This is a genomic window from Actinoplanes sp. NPDC021490 (assembly GCF_055562135.1).
The window spans coordinates 119,842-135,734 of record NZ_JBVHFW010000017.1; the positions used below are offsets into that span (position 1 = coordinate 119,842).

General features: G+C 69.0%; 14 protein-coding genes. 7 read left to right on the forward strand and 7 right to left on the reverse strand.

What is annotated here, in order from left to right; all coding sequences use genetic code 11:
* The first annotated feature begins 127 nt into the window (after window positions 1-127).
* The 4 genes from ACZ3I4_RS35570 (at window position 128) to ACZ3I4_RS35585 (ending at window position 4,210) form a co-directional block, all read left to right on the forward strand.
* Window positions 128-1,348: a L,D-transpeptidase gene (locus ACZ3I4_RS35570; protein ID WP_465386476.1), complete on the forward strand. Its 1,221-nt coding sequence runs from the start codon at window positions 128-130 to the stop codon at window positions 1,346-1,348.
* Window positions 1,349-1,426: 78 nt separating this feature from the next.
* Window positions 1,427-1,819: a hypothetical protein gene (locus ACZ3I4_RS35575; protein ID WP_465386477.1), complete on the forward strand. Its 393-nt coding sequence runs from the start codon at window positions 1,427-1,429 to the stop codon at window positions 1,817-1,819.
* Window positions 1,820-1,999: 180 nt separating this feature from the next.
* Window positions 2,000-2,869 (forward strand): MHYT domain-containing protein, encoded by an 870-nt coding sequence (locus ACZ3I4_RS35580; RefSeq protein ID WP_465386478.1) that lies wholly within the window; start codon window positions 2,000-2,002, stop codon window positions 2,867-2,869.
* A gap of 312 nt (window positions 2,870-3,181) precedes the next feature.
* On the forward strand, window positions 3,182-4,210 hold the full coding sequence (locus ACZ3I4_RS35585) for a 3-oxoacyl-ACP synthase III family protein (RefSeq protein ID WP_465386479.1): 1,029 nt from the start codon (window positions 3,182-3,184) through the stop codon (window positions 4,208-4,210).
* Here ACZ3I4_RS35585 and ACZ3I4_RS35590 read toward each other — a convergent pair.
* From ACZ3I4_RS35590 to ACZ3I4_RS35600, 3 genes are read right to left on the reverse strand one after another with little or no spacing between them, the layout of a single operon-like run.
* Window positions 4,173-4,520: a PRC-barrel domain-containing protein gene (locus ACZ3I4_RS35590; protein ID WP_465386480.1), complete on the reverse strand. Its 348-nt coding sequence runs from the start codon at window positions 4,518-4,520 to the stop codon at window positions 4,173-4,175. The genes ACZ3I4_RS35585 and ACZ3I4_RS35590 overlap by 38 nt on opposite strands.
* A 29-nt stretch (window positions 4,521-4,549) precedes the next feature.
* Entirely contained in the window at window positions 4,550-4,987 is a 438-nt protein-coding gene (locus ACZ3I4_RS35595) for a response regulator (protein ID WP_465386481.1), read from the reverse strand.
* Window positions 4,988-5,042: 55 nt separating this feature from the next.
* Window positions 5,043-5,420 carry a DUF2750 domain-containing protein gene (locus ACZ3I4_RS35600; protein ID WP_465386482.1) on the reverse strand — a complete coding sequence of 126 codons (378 nt, stop codon included), beginning with the start codon at window positions 5,418-5,420 and terminating at the stop codon, window positions 5,043-5,045.
* A gap of 711 nt (window positions 5,421-6,131) precedes the next feature.
* Between ACZ3I4_RS35600 and ACZ3I4_RS35605 the strand changes: the two genes are divergently transcribed.
* Window positions 6,132-7,016, forward strand: a complete 885-nt coding sequence (locus ACZ3I4_RS35605; RefSeq protein ID WP_465386483.1) for a hypothetical protein — start codon at window positions 6,132-6,134, stop codon at window positions 7,014-7,016.
* A 1,015-nt stretch (window positions 7,017-8,031) separates the two neighbouring features.
* Here ACZ3I4_RS35605 and ACZ3I4_RS35610 read toward each other — a convergent pair.
* The 4 genes from ACZ3I4_RS35610 to ACZ3I4_RS35625 all read right to left on the reverse strand — a co-directional run bounded on the left by ACZ3I4_RS35610 (window position 8,032) and on the right by ACZ3I4_RS35625 (window position 13,651).
* Window positions 8,032-10,647 carry a lipopolysaccharide biosynthesis protein gene (locus tag ACZ3I4_RS35610; protein WP_465386484.1) on the reverse strand — a complete coding sequence of 872 codons (2,616 nt, stop codon included), beginning with the start codon at window positions 10,645-10,647 and terminating at the stop codon, window positions 8,032-8,034.
* A gap of 220 nt (window positions 10,648-10,867) precedes the next feature.
* Window positions 10,868-11,920 carry a magnesium and cobalt transport protein CorA gene (locus tag ACZ3I4_RS35615; RefSeq protein ID WP_465386485.1) on the reverse strand — a complete coding sequence of 351 codons (1,053 nt, stop codon included), beginning with the start codon at window positions 11,918-11,920 and terminating at the stop codon, window positions 10,868-10,870.
* Window positions 11,921-11,938: 18 nt separating this feature from the next.
* Window positions 11,939-12,673 carry an ABC transporter permease gene (locus tag ACZ3I4_RS35620; protein WP_465386486.1) on the reverse strand — a complete coding sequence of 245 codons (735 nt, stop codon included), beginning with the start codon at window positions 12,671-12,673 and terminating at the stop codon, window positions 11,939-11,941.
* Window positions 12,674-12,676: 3 nt separating this feature from the next.
* On the reverse strand, window positions 12,677-13,651 hold the full coding sequence (locus ACZ3I4_RS35625) for an ABC transporter ATP-binding protein (RefSeq protein ID WP_465386487.1): 975 nt from the start codon (window positions 13,649-13,651) through the stop codon (window positions 12,677-12,679).
* Window positions 13,652-13,713: 62 nt separating this feature from the next.
* Here ACZ3I4_RS35625 and ACZ3I4_RS35630 point away from each other — a divergent pair, with 62 nt between their 5' ends.
* Both ACZ3I4_RS35630 and ACZ3I4_RS35635 read left to right on the forward strand, forming a co-directional pair.
* Window positions 13,714-14,667, forward strand: coding sequence for a helix-turn-helix transcriptional regulator (locus tag ACZ3I4_RS35630; protein WP_465386488.1), 954 nt, complete (start codon window positions 13,714-13,716; stop codon window positions 14,665-14,667).
* 241 nt (window positions 14,668-14,908) lie between these two features.
* Complete coding sequence (locus tag ACZ3I4_RS35635) at window positions 14,909-15,739, forward strand: LLM class flavin-dependent oxidoreductase (RefSeq protein WP_465386489.1); 831 nt, start codon at window positions 14,909-14,911, stop codon at window positions 15,737-15,739.
* The last annotated feature ends 154 nt before the right edge of the window (window positions 15,740-15,893 follow it).

A 15,893-nucleotide genomic window follows, 5' to 3' on the forward strand; every position in this document is an offset into this window, starting at 1 on the left:
TCCCAATGGGACAAAAGCCGATCACTTACATAGGACTGAAAGCCGTAGCGGCACGATTCCGGGATTGGTGAGCGGGGAAGATAAGGGCACTATTGGGCGCTGGGACGACCGACGCCGTGAGGGGACCATGAAGACCTGGGGATTCAAGAAAGCCGCCGTCGCGCTGGCCGCGACCGGTGTGCTGCTCACCTCGGCCTGCGGTGACGGCGACAGCAAGTCGTCCTCGTGGCAGGGCGGCGACGCGAAGCCCGGCAGCAGCGCCGGGGCCGAGGCTCCGAGCTCGCCCGAGGCCCTGCCCAGCACCGTCGCCGTGACCGAGCCGGCCGCCGACGCCAAGAACGTCGTCGCGATCAGCCCGATCAAATACACGAGCGAGGACCCGGACGGCACCGAGGTCAAGGTCACCGACGCCAAGGGCGCGGAGGTCGAGGGCACCCTCGACAAGGACGCCAAGACGTTCACCCCGGCCAAGGCGCTGGCCTACGGCACCAAATACACCGTGACCGTCACCGGCCCGCAGGCCGAGGGCAAGAGCAACACGGCGAGCAGCTCGTTCACCACGATGGCCAAGCCGGCCAAGGAGATCCGGGTCACCAGCTTCATGGGTGACGGCCAGGTCGTCGGCGTGGGCATGCCGCTGATCATCAAGTTCGGCCGGTCGATCCCCGAGAGCTACCGCGACGACGTCGAGCGCCGCATGAAGGTCACGGCCACGCCGGCCCAGGAAGGCACCTGGCACTGGACCAGCCCGACCGAGGTGCACTACCGCCCCAAGGTCTACTGGAAGTCGCAGTCCAAGGTCTTCTACAAGGTGGCGCTCAAGGGCGTTCCGCTGGGCAACGGCTACTACGGCCGGTCCGACCTCACCGTCGACCTCAAGATCGGTCGCTCGTTCGTCATGACGGTCTCCAACAAGACCAAGCAGATGACGGTCAAGCAGGACGGCAAGGTCATCAAGACCATCCCGGTCAGCCTGGGCAAGAAGAGCACCCCGTCCTCGAGCGGCACGATGGTCGTCATCGAGAAGAAGAAGCACACGATCTTCGACACGACCGACGAGCTGCCGGCCGGCGAGGGCTACAAGACTCCGATCGACTTCGCCCAGCGGATCACCTGGAGCGGCCAGTTCATCCACGCCGCGCCGTGGTCCGAGGGCAAGCAGGGCAAGGTCAACGTCTCGCACGGCTGCGTCAACGTGTCGGAAAAGATGGGCGCCTGGCTCTTCGACCGCACCATGATGGGCGACCCGATCACGGTTACCGGCACCGAAGAGAAGCTGAAGAACGGCAACGGCTGGACCGACTGGAACATGAGCTGGGCGGAGTACAAGAAGGGCTCCTACCTCTGAGCGGTCCACCAGAAGCCCGGCCGGTGATCGGCCGGGCTTTTTGCTGCCCTCACCCGTACATGCGCATAACCTGACGAAATGCCGCGAATCCTGGCGCCGATGCTGGTCATCCTGCTGGCCGGCGGCTGTGACAACGCGCCGGAAACATCCCCGGCGGTGCCCGCGCCGTCGCCGTCGATCGCGGAGAGCGTGGTGGACGACCCGCCCGGCGCCCTGGCCTGCGCCGCCCTGGCTCAGGCGCTCGACGATGCCTCCCTGATGAACGCCGGAGTGGTCGACAACATTGTCAAGGCGAGTGAAACGGCCGACGCCCCAGTCGGCGACGCCGCCGAGCGCCTGCTCACCGCGTACGGGAAAGCGGTCTCCTCGGCCGGCGGCGAGGGTGAGCCCGATGCCGTAGCCGCGGTCGTCGCTGCCGCCTCGGACATGTCGAGTGTCTGTTCGGACAGCGGGCTGCGGACCGTCGGTTGATCACCTGAACCGCTTTCCGGGTTCTAATCGTCGGCGAGTGCGCGGCTGGCGGCGAATTTCGACTTTCTTCCGTCGATTCGCGGCGTTTTGCCAGTTGGTGCCGGTTGCTTGGCAAGCGCGATCACGGCCGGAAGTGCATGATGCAGTTTCCTGGGCGGGAGCTGAGAAGGAGAAACCGCGATGGCGCAGATCCATCATTTCGACCATGGGTGGATCACCCCCACTGTCAGCTATGTCCTGTCCGTTCTGGGCTCCATGCTCGGACTGACCTGCGCCGTGCGGTTCCGTTCCGCCGCCGCTCGCGGTGAACGCATCTGGTGGCTCGTGCTCGGATCGGTCTCGATCGGCGGCACGGCGATCTGGAGCATGCACTTCGTCGCCATGATGGGCTTCGCGGTGGTCGGCACGCCGATCCGCTACGACGTCGGCCTCACCGTGGCCAGCGCGATCCTGGCCGTGGTCGCGGTCGGCATCGGCCTGACCATCGCGCTGCTCGGCCGGGGCGCGCGGAACCTCCGCATCGTCACCGGCGGCGTCATCGCCGGCCTGGGCGTCGCGGGCATGCACTACACGGGCATGGCCGCCATGAAGCTCAACGGCGAGGTGACGTACGGGATGACCCGGGTCGGCCTGTCGATCGGCATCGCCGTCGTCGCGGCCGCCGTCGCGCTCTGGCTGGCCGTCACGGTGCGCCGCCCGTTCGTGATCTTCGTCGCCGCGCTGGTGATGGGTATCGCGGTCAACGGCATGCACTTCACCGGCATGACCGCCATGTCGGTCGACACCCAGCCGTCGGACGGTGCCCTGCCCGGCGCGACTGCGAGCGGCATGCTCGTGCCGATCGGGCTGGCCGTGGTCTTCGGCATCATCGGTCTGGCCTACGCGCTGATGTCCGCCCCCACCGAGGAGGACCGCGCCGCCGCGGCCTACCTGGAGAAGCGTCGCGAGGAGGCCGCCGCGCGCATCCCGCAGCAGGCCGCCCCGGGCACGACGATGGGCGGCGGGCTCCGCTCGAGCGCGTGGACGTACCGGGACCGTTCGTCGCGCTGATATCCGACAGAAAAGCCGGCTCCCCGCGTACGGGAGCCGGCTTTTCTCTATCTGAAGACGGTTGCTGACTTGTAACCCGGACCGATTTGTCGTGCTTCTTGTGACGCGGAGTAATGGTGATCTCCACGGAGTGATCGAAGTCGGCGCATTTGGTTCCCAGTTGTTACCGGCCCGTTTCCGGGATGGCCGTGAGTGGGCCGATCGGCCGATATGGGGGGTCCGCACGGCGTGGGATCTTGCCTGCCTGTCATAGCCTAAACCCGATAGCCTCTTTCGCGGGACAGCGGGCGAGTTCGATCAAGTGGGGGCAACATGAGCGTGGGCATCCTGGGTACCGGCTCGTATCTGCCGGCCGAGGTGGTCACCAACGACGATCTGGTGCGCCTCGTGCCGGATGCCGATCCCGAGTGGGTCAGCCGCAAGACGATGATTCAGGCGCGTCGATTCGCGGCGCCGCACGAGGCCGCTTCCGACCTCGCCGCCGAGGCTGCGCGCGAGGCTCTGGAGAACGCCGGGCTCGAGGCGGTCGACATCGACTACCTCATCGTCTCGACCTCCACTGGTGACTCTCCGCAACCGCCGACGTCCACGCTGGTGCAGGACAAAATCGGTGCGAACCGGGCCGCCTGCTTCGACATCAACGTGGTCTGCGCCGGCTTCATCTTCGGCGTCGCCCTGGCCAACAGCCTGGTCTCGATGAACCCGACCGCCAAGGTCCTCGTCATCGCGTCGGATATCTACTCGCGCATCCTCGACTTCGGCGACCGCCGCACGGCCGTGCTCTTCGGCGACGGCGCGGGCGCCGCGGTGGTCGGCACGGTGGCCGAGGGCTACGGCTTCCTCGACGCCGAGCTGGTGTCGCGGGGCGAGGCGAGCAACCTGATCCACGTGCCCGGGGGCGGCAGCCGCCTCCCCGCCTCGGCCGAGACGGTGGCCAACGGCGATCACTACTTCAAGATGAACGGCCGCGGGGTGCGCGAATTCGTGCACAGCGGCGTCCCGCCGACGCTCGAGGCCCTGCTCAAGCGGGCCGGCCTCGACGTCGAGGACGTCACCCACTTCGTGCCGCACCAGGCCAACGGCGTCATGCTGGCCGACCTGGTCGAGGCGACCGGCCTGACCGCGGCCACGACCCACCTCACGCTCGACCGCTACGGCAACGTCGGCAGCGCCTCGGTGCCGGTCACGCTGGACGAGGCCAACCGCAAGGGCGCCCTCAAGGAGGGCGACATCGTGCTGATGGCCGGGTTCGGCGGCGGCATGTCGGTCGGCGCCTCGCTGATGCGCTGGGGCGGCGCCGGGCTCAACGCGGCTGGATCAGCCAGTTCCACGCCCGCTTGAGCGTGTCCTGCAGACCTTCGTCGGCCACTCGCGCCGACGGGTCCTCGCTCGGTTCCGGCAGGTCGGCGGCCGGCACGGTGAGAATCACGCCGTGCTCGAACAGGCCGCTGACCTTGTCGGCGGGCGCGAACCGATGACCCTCGCGGGTCTTGATGATCAATCCGTGGAAGACGTCGGTGTGCTCGTCGGACAGCACATGCTCGACCTCGCCGGCGCGCGCGCCCGACTCGTCGAAGACGGGCGTGCCGTCCTTCAGCACGAGATAGGCGACCGGGGCACCGAGGTCCTCGGGAGCTTCGTTCGTGGTCATGAGCTCCCGATACCCGCGGGCGTGCCGGCTTAAGCTTCGCGGGACCCCGGCAGGGTCGCGATCTCGCGGTAGAACTGGTCGATCTGCCGCACGGTCGCCTCGAAGTCGTCGAGCCCGAACGGCTTGGTGACATACGCGTTGGCCCGATGCTGATAGCTGGCCACGATGTCCGGCGCGGCGCCCGAGGTAGTCAGAATCACCACGGGAATTGCCTTGAGCCCGTCATCCGACTTGATCGCGGCGAGCGTCTCGCGCCCATCCATCCGCGGCATGTTCAGATCGAGCAGAATCAGGTCGGGCCGGACGGCCTGCGTATAGGCGCCCTCGCCGCGCAGATAGTCGAGAGCCTCGCGCCCATCGGCCACCCGATCGACGTTCGCGCTCGTCGCCCCGCCCTCCAAAGCCTCGGAAATCATGAGCGCGTCGGCATCATCGTCATCGACGACGAGGATCTGAAGGCTGCGCACGGAGAGGCCCCTTTGGTTGCTGTGCCGCAAGCATAGGGGTACGGGACGGCATCTCCTATCTCCGGGTGGAGGAATTCCCGTTGTCCGGAGGCTCATCCGCGAACCACTGCTTGACCTGCGCAGGCGTGAGGTCGTATCCGGTCGCCCGCGCCCCCGCCCAATTGACGCCCACCAGCATCCCGTCCGCCTCGATCCGGGGCAGCCACTCGTCGAGCCACTCGTCAACATCCACGGCAATCACCCGAAAGCCCCGATAAGCCTCCACCTGATCCACCATCCGCCCCGCCCGCGTCGCCTTCGACCAGAACGGCACGGTCCGCGCTTCCCCCACACTCGGAGCCGGCAGCCCGCCGTCATCCCGAATCGAGTAGACGCGCCCTTCCCCCGCCGCCTCCCGCCGGAACGCCGCCCGGTGCGCCCCACTGAGCGACATAGACATCTCCCCCTGTGCTGTTTCGTCGCCTCCATCGTCGCGCAGTGTTTTAGGGGCACCAGGCAAAACATTCAAAGACCCATCCCGCGGACGTACGCGTCGTGGCCGCGCGGCAACCGCATCCGGGTCGCGCTCGGCGCTCCTCGCGACCCAGTCGTCCCACCGGGCCGCAGCGCGTCTTTCGCGTGATTGCAACTCACCGACGACACAGTCCCCGGCCGCCACAGCGCTGGCGTCTGGGTGTATCCCTGTCTCTCGCGAACGTCGCCGCCGTTGCTGGGTCGTCGTCGCGAATTCTGCTCGGATTCGGTGCTTCAGTCGGCTATCGGTCTCATCGACTCCCGGCCCACTCCTGCCCGAACCGTTCTCCATCCACCGCGCCCCTCACGTCCGCGACGTCGCTCTTCGTCCGCTGTGGAGTGCTGTCTTCTGAGAACTGTCTATAAGGCCTGCTTGAACGCTATTTCCCCGCCTTAATTGATCTTGCAAAGGGACGGAATTCGGCGTGGGGTCGGGCGTTTCGAGCCTCAGGCTGACCGATGAGCTATCAACATCAACTTTTCGGTTTGCCGGGCCTAAGCATTTAGTACGAGAAAGTGGAAATTGTCCGGATGGGCGTGGCGTAGGGGCGGCAGGATCCAGTGGTGGTCATATTGTCCGGTTTGTCGGGTCGAGCCCGGCGGGACAGTCAACAGTCACTGGAGGAATGCAATGAACAACAGTCGGCGCATCGGAGCGCTGGTGGCCATGGCCACCGCGACCGTCGGCATGGCTACGGTGACCGCTACGGCCCCCGCTTCGGCGGCACCGAAGGGACCGGAGCCGGTTTCCAGCTGGCTGGGCGCGGTCAAGGCCAACGCGGACAGCTGGGTCAAAATCTACTGGCGTACGGGCCAGCGGATCTGCGACGTCGAGGTGCGGGTCAGCGGCCGTGACGTCGACGTCGACTACGCGGCCAACCGCCGCTACGCGTCCTTCACCCGCGGCGACTCGCTGCGCCCCGGCCGCCCGGACTACACCGCCGTCGAGGTCAACCCCGACTTCGACCGGGCCGGCGTCGCCCGCCTGCGCGCCACGATCTCCTACGACCTGTGCGGCCGCCGCGACCGCACCCAGAACCGTTCGTTCGCCCTGACCCTCCCGGTCCTGCGCAACAACGACCACGACGGTCCGGGTCGCCCCGGCGGCCCCGGCCGTCCTGACGGTCCGGGTCGTCCCGATGGTCCGGGTCGCCCTGACGGTCCGGGTCGCCCTGACGGTCCGGGTCGCCCTGACGGTCCGGGTCGTCCCGACGGTCCGGGTCGTCCCGACGGCCCCGGCCGCCCTGACGGTCCGGGTCGCCCGAACAACCCGCGCCCGACCACCTCGGCCCCGTCGAGCCCGACCGCGTCCCCGACCACGAGCCCGACCGCGACGGCGAGCCCGACCGCGACCGCGACCGCGACTGCGACCGCGAGCCCCAGCCCGACCCGGACCTGGACGCGCCCGACGACCGGCAACGGCGGCGACCGCGACAACGGTGGCGACCGAGGCAACGGCCAGGGCGGCGACCGCGGTAACGGCCAGGGTGCCGACCGCGGTAACGGCCAGCGCTAGCTGGCCGCGGTAACGGCCAGGGTGCCGACCGCGGTAACGGTCAGCGCTAGCTGGCCGCGGTAACGGCCAGGGTGCCGACCGCGGTAACGGCCAGCGCTAACTGGCCGCGGTAACGGCCAGGGCGGCGACCGCGGCAACGGCCAGCGCTAACTGGCCGCGGTAGCGACCGCGGTAACGGCCAGCGCTGACTGGCCGCAGTAACGGCCAGGGTGCCGACCGCGGCAACGGCCGGCGCTAACTGGCCGCAGCTCCTGATCGTCGAGTTCGGCTGAGGGGATGCAGGCCGGCGGGTCCCGGGGCCACCGATTGAGTCGGTGAGCCGGGGCCCGTCCTGTGCGGCTTTGTCGCCACGGCCGGTCTCCTGGGTGAGCGCCCCACCCGGGGAGTGATCCGACGTTAGCGCTTCTGCCATTCTCGCGGCGTCCGTTGTCCACAGCCCCGAAAAGAGCGCCCCTAGTTATCCACAACCCCCCGCCGCGGCGGCAGGGGAGCCGGGGAGTGCTAGGGGTGAGGGCTCGCCCCGGCCGGAACGGGCCTACGGCCGTAAGGCACGACGGCGCGGGACTGCTCGGCGCGAGCCAGTCACGACCCGTACGAAATGGTGGGAAAGCTCGTTATAAGCACCAGCCCGAAATCAGCGTTATAGCATGATTCACGGCAGTAACCGCATCAGGGGAGCGGTCGCCAGCGGGGGAGGACCGATATGCCTACGGTCCACCGCGATCCGGGTCGTCGGCCGTGACGTGAGCACCGCTCGCCCACGATCAGCGACACCGACCGCAACCTAAGCATGCCGTCTCACACCAAGAACACCCAGCTCATGCCCGTACGGGCCTGAGCCGAAGACAGCGGCGCACGAATGAGGCGCCGGGACATAGTGGGCGTGGATTCAAACCGCGCCGGATGAACGCGGGGCGGCTCGGGTCCGCCCAGGAGGAACGGCGACCACGTCGCCGCACATAACGCAAGCGGCGCCCGGCCATGACAAGGCCGGGCGCCGCTTTGTGCCGCTGGGTCAGACGCGGGCGAGGATCTGGGTGGCCTCGTCCGACTCCCGCCGCGCCCGCATGATCAGGGCGGACGGGTCGGTGAGGACCATCTCCATCGCCTTCGAGATCAGGTTGGGGTCGAAGGTCGACGCGTGGAACGTGGCCTCGAGGTGGAGCACGCCGTTCATCTCGCTGGTGGTCAGCGTGACGCCCTCGGGGCTGTTCAGCGTGGGCACGCTCAGGTTGACCCGCCACTCGGGGCCGACCGACCAGGGCAGGTCGCCGAGCAGGTCGTGCCGGCCCTGGTTGCTGAAGGTCAGCCGCGGCCGGGGCGGGATCGCCAGCTCCGACGGGTACGGGTCGGGCATGCCGGGCGCGCCGTCCAGAGCGATCTTGCCCTCGCGCAGCACCATCATCGTGAGGATGCGGCCGGTGGCCAGCTCGTTCTTGATCGTCGTGTTGATCGACGCCGGGTCCATCATGTTCTGCGGGGACAGGTAGGGGCCCATGCAGAAGTTGCTGTCGATCCGGGTGTCCTTGTCGAGGAAGCGCCGGCCGTCGGCCAGGAACGTCGCGCCGCCGGTGTCGGGCTTGAGGCCCAGCTGGTCCAGCGCGGCGGTGAAGGCCGCGAACGTGATGGCCGAGGTGGTGACGCCGGGCGAGTACTCGTCGCGCCACTTGCGCATCAGCTTGAGCGTGGTGGCCGAGCGGGCCGAGCGAACGGTCAGGTTGGGCTGCCACTTGCGCATGCGGGTCTCGACCGGCTCCGGCGGCCGGGCGAAGCTGATGCCTTCCTTCCACCGGGCCGGCTTGGTGCCGAACTGCTTCCACCAGGCCTTGGGCAGCGCCATCCGGTTGCGCTCGAGCGGCGGGATCACCGCGGCGCGGCCCTGGCTGGCTGCCATGATCAGCTCGTGCACCAGCAGGTTGACCGGGCCGGCATCCCCGTACGCGTGCGACACCTTGATCGCGATGTAGCCGGCGCCGACGAGGATGCGGATCGGGTGCACACCCCGCGGCTCCGACTGCAGCTTGCGGGTCATGCCGTCCATGTCGAGCGACCAGTCGCCGGAGTCCTGCACGGCGCGATGCACGAACTGCGCGAACTCGGCGCCGTTCATGTGCTCCCAGCGCGCGCCGACCCGGTCGAGCTTCGACACGGCCCGGTGCTTCGGGTCGGCGGCGTGCAGACCGATCAGGGCACGTCGTACGCCGTCGACGGTCACGCCGTACAGCGGTCCGACGGTGCGGATGTACTCCAGCGGCAGCCAGGCCCGCTCGTGCAGGGTCATGGTGGTCGTGTTGGCGCTGTCCCCGCGGCGCTTGGCGCTGCCGAAGACGACGCGCAACACAGTCGGGGCGACCAGCACGGTCTCGACACCCATGACGATCGCGACCCACATGACCAGGTCGGTCAGGCCGCCGGTGTGACCGCCGTACCAGGCGGCGCCCAGCTCGGCGACGCCCGCGAACAGCGAGAAGATGCCGGCGCCGCGCACCCTGTCCTGCACCCGCGAGATCGCCATGAAGAAGTGCAGGAAGACGAACGGCACATAGGTCAGCGAAAGGAGGCGCAGCGCGTCCCCGGCCGTCTCGGCGTACTGCGCGCCGAACACCGACATGATCGGGTTGGCCAGCAGGAAGACCAGCGCCGCGGCCGGCACGCCGCCGCCGAGGCAGATCATCAGGCCGACGCGGACCTTGGAGGTCAGCGCCCGCTTGTCACCGCTGGCCACCGCGAAGAGGGTGAGCGCCACGTTGCCGGGCACCATGGCCAGGAACGACAGCACCATGAAGGCGGTGTAGAACGACGCGTTGGCCTCGGCTGACAGCACCGCGGTGACGACCAGCGGCAGGGCCGCGCGCGGCAGGTACGTCGCCAGGTTGAGCAGGTTGTGGTCGAAGGTCGACTTGCCGCGGCCCTTGAGCAGCGAGAACCGCGGGCGGGCGGAGTCGATGATGCGGCGGCGGCGCAGCGCGACGCTCAGGATGGCGGTCGACAGCACGATGCCGGCGACCCAGGTCAGCAGCAGCTCGTTGCCGGTCAGGGTGATCGGCGCGAGGGCGAGGCCGCCCAGCAGCACCAGCTTGATCACCGAGAACCAGGCGTTGCGCATCAGCTGCAACGGCCCCTTGAGCAGGCCGACCAGGGCTTCGTCGAGGACCAGGGTGACCGAGTTGAGCGCGATGCCGACGACCAGCAGGACCGAGCCGAGGGTGCCGCCGAGCGCCGCCTGCAGGCCCGGGATCCACAGCTGGGCAACGACCACGTAGACGATGCCGCCGACCGTGGCGGCGCTGCCGGCCACGAGCAGACAGGTGGTGATCAGCTCCCACTTGGGGCCGCGCAGCTGCGACAGATCGGAGATCAGCATGGTGCCCATGCCGAACATGCCGATGGTGCCGATCAGCGTCATCGCCGAGACCGCGGCCGAGGCCTGACCCACCGCCTCGGGCGACGCGGATCGGGCGGCGACCCACCAGAACGCGAACCCGAACAGCGACGTGATCGCCGTGGTGGCGATCAGCGAGCCGGCGTTCAGGAACAGGTCGACGTGCCCCTTGAGGGCGGTCAGGATGGCGCTGCGCCTTTTGGCCGGTTTAACCGAGCCCTGCGGTGCGGCGACCTGGGTCGCGGTCACAAAGCCTCCCCACGAGACGACGAGCAAACCGTAATTACTCGTCGGTTTGGATGGCTACGGGAGAGCGGCCGAAACTTCGCGTACTGTCCGGTATGGACGATCATTGAAGCGGCGGATCCGGGTGGCCGTTCGGTCGATATCTGGTGCGCATGAGGTCCCAGATGCATCATCCGACACTTACGCAAACTTGATCGACTGTCACTGTTCGTGACGTGGATCATCACAACCAACCCGCTCGTTTGAACCGCCAGAAGAGGCCACTACAGACGAGAACAATTATCACAATGGTCACCGAGAACCCATACCGGGAGTCGATCCCGGGCATATTTGCGAAGTTCATCCCATAAATCCCGGCGCCCACGGTCGGGACGGCGGCGATGGCGGCCCAGGCGGCGATCATGCGCATGTCGTTGTTCTGCTCGAGCGTCACCTGGGTCAGGCGGGCCTGCAGGATCGAGTTGAGCAGATCGTCGAAGGCGGCCACCCGGTCGACGGCCCGGGCCAGCTGCCCGCGGACATCGACGAAATAGGGCCGCAGGGCCGGCGGCACCACGGCCAGGTCGAGGAGCCGGGCCAGCGGTTCGGGCAACGGCAGCACGGCCCGCTTGAGCTCGACCATCTCGCGCTTGAGCTGATAGAAGTGCGCGATCTCGGCCGATCGGCGGGTGGAGAACGTCTCCTCCTCGAGCCGCTCCAGGTCCCGTTCGACCTGCGCCGCGACGTCGAGGTAGTCGTCGACCATGCGGCTCGCGACCGCGTGCGCCACCGCCCACGGGCCCGCCCGCAACAGCTCGGGACGCTTCTCGACCTCCCGCCGCACCGGCCACAGCGCGCCCGCGGCGCCGTGACGCACGGTGATGACGAACCAGGACCCGATCAGCAGGGTGACGTCGCCGGTGTCGACTACTTCACTCGTGGCGGTCAATTCGTCGTGTTCCACGTATCGGGCCGTTCGCAGCACCAGCCGGATCACGTCGCCGAGCGACTCGATCACCGGCCGGTGCCCGTCCTCGACGGTCTGCTCGATCAGCAGCTCGTGCAGGCCGAACGTCTCGCCGACGGCCCGCATGGTGGCCAGGTCGGGCTCGTGCAGCCCGAGCCACAGGAACTCGCCCCGGTGCCGGCGAGCCTGGCCGAAATGGACATTGCCCGGTTTGCGGGCTCCCGAGCGATAGATGGCGCAGTCGACCACCGCATCCGGATTGCGGCGGCGCGGCGTCCGGTCGGCGGCGTCCGGGCGGGGCGAGACGATCCGCGCCAGCAGTTTGAGCATCCGCCGAAACTAGCGGGCTCAGTCCGACCGGCGCATCGCCCGGACGCCTGCCCACAATCCGAGCGCGGCCGTGGCCGCCGCGGCGATCAGCCCGCCGGCCGTCGCCGAAGTCCAGATGTCGCCGTTGAACAGCGACCGCTCGGCGTCCACGACATAGCTGAGCGGATTGCCCTTGGCCAGCGCCCGTAACCAGCCCGGGCCGTTGTCGATCGGCAGCAGCACCCCGGCCAGCAGCAACAACGGGAAAAGCAGGGTCTGCTGCACGGTCCAGAACAGCCACTCCTGGTTCTTCGAGGCCAGAGCCAGCGTGTACGACAGAGCGCCGAGCCCGATACAGAAGGTGGCCAGAACGATCACCCCGAGCAGCGCGCCCGCGAGGTTGAACCGGAACCCGAACGGCACGCAGACGGCCACGATCAGGGCGGCCTGCGCGAACATCGGCACGATCTCCTTGAGCGCGCGCCCGATCAGCAGGGCCGGCCGCCGCAACGGCGTGACCAGCATCCGCTCGTGCGATCCGGTCTGAATCTCGAAGAGCAGGTTCGACCCGGTCATCGACGAGGCGAACAGGCAGGACATCACGATGATGCCGGGCACGAACCACTGCAGCGAGTCGTCCGGCAGCAGCGGCGTGAACAGCCCCAGGAAGACCAGCGGCTGCACCATCGAAAAGATGATCGTGAACGGGTCGCGCAGAACCGGGCGCAGCTCGCGGCTGAAGACGGTACGGGTGTCGGTGATCAGCGTGGTCATGGCTCAGGCCTCCACGAGTTCGCCGGCGTTGTCCGTGAGCTCGGCGTTCGCGCCGCCCTCGCGCAGGCTGCGGCCGGTCAGCCGGAGAAAGACGTCGTCGAGCGTCGGGCGGGTCACCTCCACCTCGGCCGCCGGATTGCCCCCGGCCCGCAGGTCGTCGAGGATTCCGGTCACGCGCCGCGGTGCTTCCTGCGTCGAGATCAAGAGCCGCGTTCCTTCCCGTACGGGGGAAAGCCCGGCCAGCATCGAGGCGGCGCCCGCGGCCCCGGTCTCGTGGTCGAACCCGAGAACGATCCGGTCGCCCACGTGCTCGGCCTTGAGCCGCTGCGGGCTGTCGTCCGCGATGATCCGCCCGTGGTCGATGACGATCACCCGCTCGGCCATCGAGTCCGCCTCGTCGAGATAGTGGGTGGTCAGCACGATCGTGGTCGCGTGCCGGGCCCGCAGCGCCAGAATGTGCTCCTGCAGGTTGGCCCGGTTCTGCGGGTCCAGCCCGGTCGACGGCTCGTCCAGGAAGAGCAGTTCGGGCGCGTGGATCAGGCCCATCGCGATGTCCAGCCGTCGGCGCTGACCCCCGGAGAGACTCGAGACACGCCGATCGGCCACCTCGCCCAGACCCAGCGAGTCGATCAGCGTGGCGGCGCGCGTCCGGGAGTCGCGCACACTCAGCCCGTACGCCCGCCCCTGGCTGACCAGCTCGTCCCGGCCCCGCTGGCTGTGGCCGGCGCCGTTGCCCTGACCGATGTATCCGATCCGCAGCCGCACCTCACGCTGCTGCCGCACCACGTCGAACCCGGCCACCCGCGCAGTCCCCGAGGTGGGCGGGATCAGCGTCGTCAGCATCCGGAGCGTCGTCGACTTGCCGGCGCCGTTCGGCCCGAGCAGCGCGACGAGCTCGCCCGGCGCGACGGTGAGGTCGATGCCGTCGACCGCCCGTACGTCCTTGAAATGCTTGGTCAGCCCCTGTGTCTCAATCATGAGGCCCAAGCTAGGGTCGCTTGCGGACACTTTCTGACCTCAATGCGGCGGAGGCTGGATTCATGGCCAACACGAGTGCCCGGATGCTGCGACTGCTGTCCCTGCTGCAGACCCACCGCTACTGGCCCGGTTCCGAGCTCGCGGATCGGCTCGAGGTCAGCCCGCGGACGCTGCGCCGCGACGTCGATCGCCTGCGTGACCTCGGCTATCCGGTCGACGCCAGCCGCGGGGTCGCCGGGGGCTACCAGTTGCAGGCGGGCGCGGCGATGCCCCCGCTGCTGCTCGACGACGACGAGGCGGTCGCGATCGCGGTCGGGCTGCGGACGGCGGCGGCCGGGGCGGTGGCCGGGTTCGAGGAGACGTCCGTACGGGCCCTGGCCAAGGTCATTCAATTGCTGCCGCCCCGGCTGCGCCGCCGGATCGACGCGTTGCGGGCGGTGACCGCCCCCGGCGTGTTCGGCGGCGGCCCGACGCTGGACGCGACCGTGCTGACCACGCTGGCCATGGCGTGCCGGGGCGAGGAGCGGCTGCGCTTCGACTACACGCCGCGCGAGGGCGACGAATCGTCCCGATACGTCGAGCCGCACCACCTCGTGCCGATCGGCCGCCGCTGGTATCTGGTGGCGTGGGACCTCGACCGCGGCGACTGGCGGAGCTTCCGCGTCGACCGGCTCGGCGCGCCCGCACTGACCGGCGCCCGGTTCCGTCCCCGCGAGATCCCCGGCGGCGACCCGGCGGCCTGGCTGCGCTCGCGCATGTCGCAGATTCCTTCCCGGTACGACGTGTCGGCCGTCCTCGAGTGCCCCGCCGGCGCGTTGCGCGCGTTGATCGGCCACTACGGGACGGTGGAGGAGCTCAGCGAGTCGTCGTGCCGGATGCGGATGAGCACGGACGATCTCGGCTGGCCGGTCATGGTGCTCGGAGTGATGGCCGTGCCGTTCACCATCGAGTCCCCGGACGAGCTGCGCGCCAGCGTGCGAGCCACCGCCGAAACCCTGCTGCGCGGCGCCGCCTGACTTCAGCCGCCTGGTTGCTCTTGGGCGCCTGGTGCTCTTGGGCGGCTGACCGCTTTTGGGCGTCTGGTCGCTTTTGGACGGATCGGCGCCCCCGTGGCGCCGATCCGCATGAATGAACCTATCGAGAGCCTCCGACATTTTTCCGCGGCGTCTAAGCCTCTGCTTATATAAGAATTGACGGATATGGCGGGCGGCCGCGGACAGCCGGAAAATGTCAGAGGGTCCATGCAGAATCGGGCCCATGACGACGATCGGTGCGATCTTCCTGCCGAGCAACCCGCCCGAGACCCTGCGTTCCGTCGCCCAGGCCGCCGACCAGGCCGGCCTGGAGGAACTGTGGATCTGGGAGGACTGCTTCCTCAACGGCGGCCTCACCGCCGCGACCGCCGCCCTCGCCTCGACGGAGAATCTGCGCGTCGGCATCGGCATCATGCCGATCCCGTTCCGCAACGTCGCGTCGCTGGCGATGGAGCTGGCCACCCTCGGGCGCATGTTCGGCCCGCGCGCGCTGCCCGGCATCGGCCACGGCGTGCAGGAGTGGATGGGCCAGGTCGGAGCCCGGGCCGCGTCGCCGCTCACGCTCCTGCGGGAGTATGCGACGGCCCTGACCGCCCTGCTCCGCGGCGAGTCGGTCACGGTCGACGGGCGATACGTCAAGCTCGACAACGTCCGCCTGGACTGGCCACCCGAGGTGCCACCGGTGCTCTCGATCGCGGCCGGCGGCCCCAAGACGATCGCCCTGGCCGGCGAGGTCGGCGACGCCGTCGTGCTGGCCGGCGGCACGACCCCGGCCCAGGTCGCCGAGGCGGCCAAGGCCGCCCCCGACGCGCAGCTGGTCGTGTTCCTCCCCGCTCTCACGGGCCCCGGCGCCGCCGAAAAACTGGCCCGCGACGCCGAGGTCTACAAGACCGACTACCCCGGCGCGTCCGGCACCCCCGCCGAGATCGCCGCCGTTGTCTCCGAATTCGCAGCCGCCGGCGCCACCAAGGTGATCCTCCAGCCGGTCCCCGGCGAAGACCCGGCCGCCTACGCCCGGTGGGTCGCCCAGGAGGTGAAGCCGCTGGTCGGCTGACCACTTTTCGAGCGGCACGGCAGCCCGCCTGCGGCTCACCGATCCGGCGACCGGCGAGGGGCACGGCAGCCCGCCTGCGGCTCACCGATCCGGCGACCGGCGAGGGGCACGGCAGCCCGCCTGCGGCTCACCGATCCGGCGACCGGCGAGGGGC

Coding starts and splice junctions, on each gene's coding strand:
- ACZ3I4_RS35635 (WP_465386489.1), top strand. CDS start 14,909: ATGACGACGATCGGTGCGATCTTCCTGCCGAGCAACCCGCCCGAGACC.
- ACZ3I4_RS35620 (WP_465386486.1), bottom strand. CDS start 12,673: ATGACCACGCTGATCACCGACACCCGTACCGTCTTCAGCCGCGAGCTG.
- ACZ3I4_RS35585 (WP_465386479.1), top strand. CDS start 3,182: ATGAGCGTGGGCATCCTGGGTACCGGCTCGTATCTGCCGGCCGAGGTG.
- ACZ3I4_RS35615 (WP_465386485.1), bottom strand. CDS start 11,920: ATGCTCAAACTGCTGGCGCGGATCGTCTCGCCCCGCCCGGACGCCGCC.
- ACZ3I4_RS35600 (WP_465386482.1), bottom strand. CDS start 5,420: ATGTCGCTCAGTGGGGCGCACCGGGCGGCGTTCCGGCGGGAGGCGGCG.
- ACZ3I4_RS35570 (WP_465386476.1), top strand. CDS start 128: ATGAAGACCTGGGGATTCAAGAAAGCCGCCGTCGCGCTGGCCGCGACC.
- ACZ3I4_RS35590 (WP_465386480.1), bottom strand. CDS start 4,520: ATGACCACGAACGAAGCTCCCGAGGACCTCGGTGCCCCGGTCGCCTAT.
- ACZ3I4_RS35630 (WP_465386488.1), top strand. CDS start 13,714: ATGGCCAACACGAGTGCCCGGATGCTGCGACTGCTGTCCCTGCTGCAG.
- ACZ3I4_RS35605 (WP_465386483.1), top strand. CDS start 6,132: ATGAACAACAGTCGGCGCATCGGAGCGCTGGTGGCCATGGCCACCGCG.
- ACZ3I4_RS35580 (WP_465386478.1), top strand. CDS start 2,000: ATGGCGCAGATCCATCATTTCGACCATGGGTGGATCACCCCCACTGTC.
- ACZ3I4_RS35625 (WP_465386487.1), bottom strand. CDS start 13,651: ATGATTGAGACACAGGGGCTGACCAAGCATTTCAAGGACGTACGGGCG.
- ACZ3I4_RS35575 (WP_465386477.1), top strand. CDS start 1,427: ATGCCGCGAATCCTGGCGCCGATGCTGGTCATCCTGCTGGCCGGCGGC.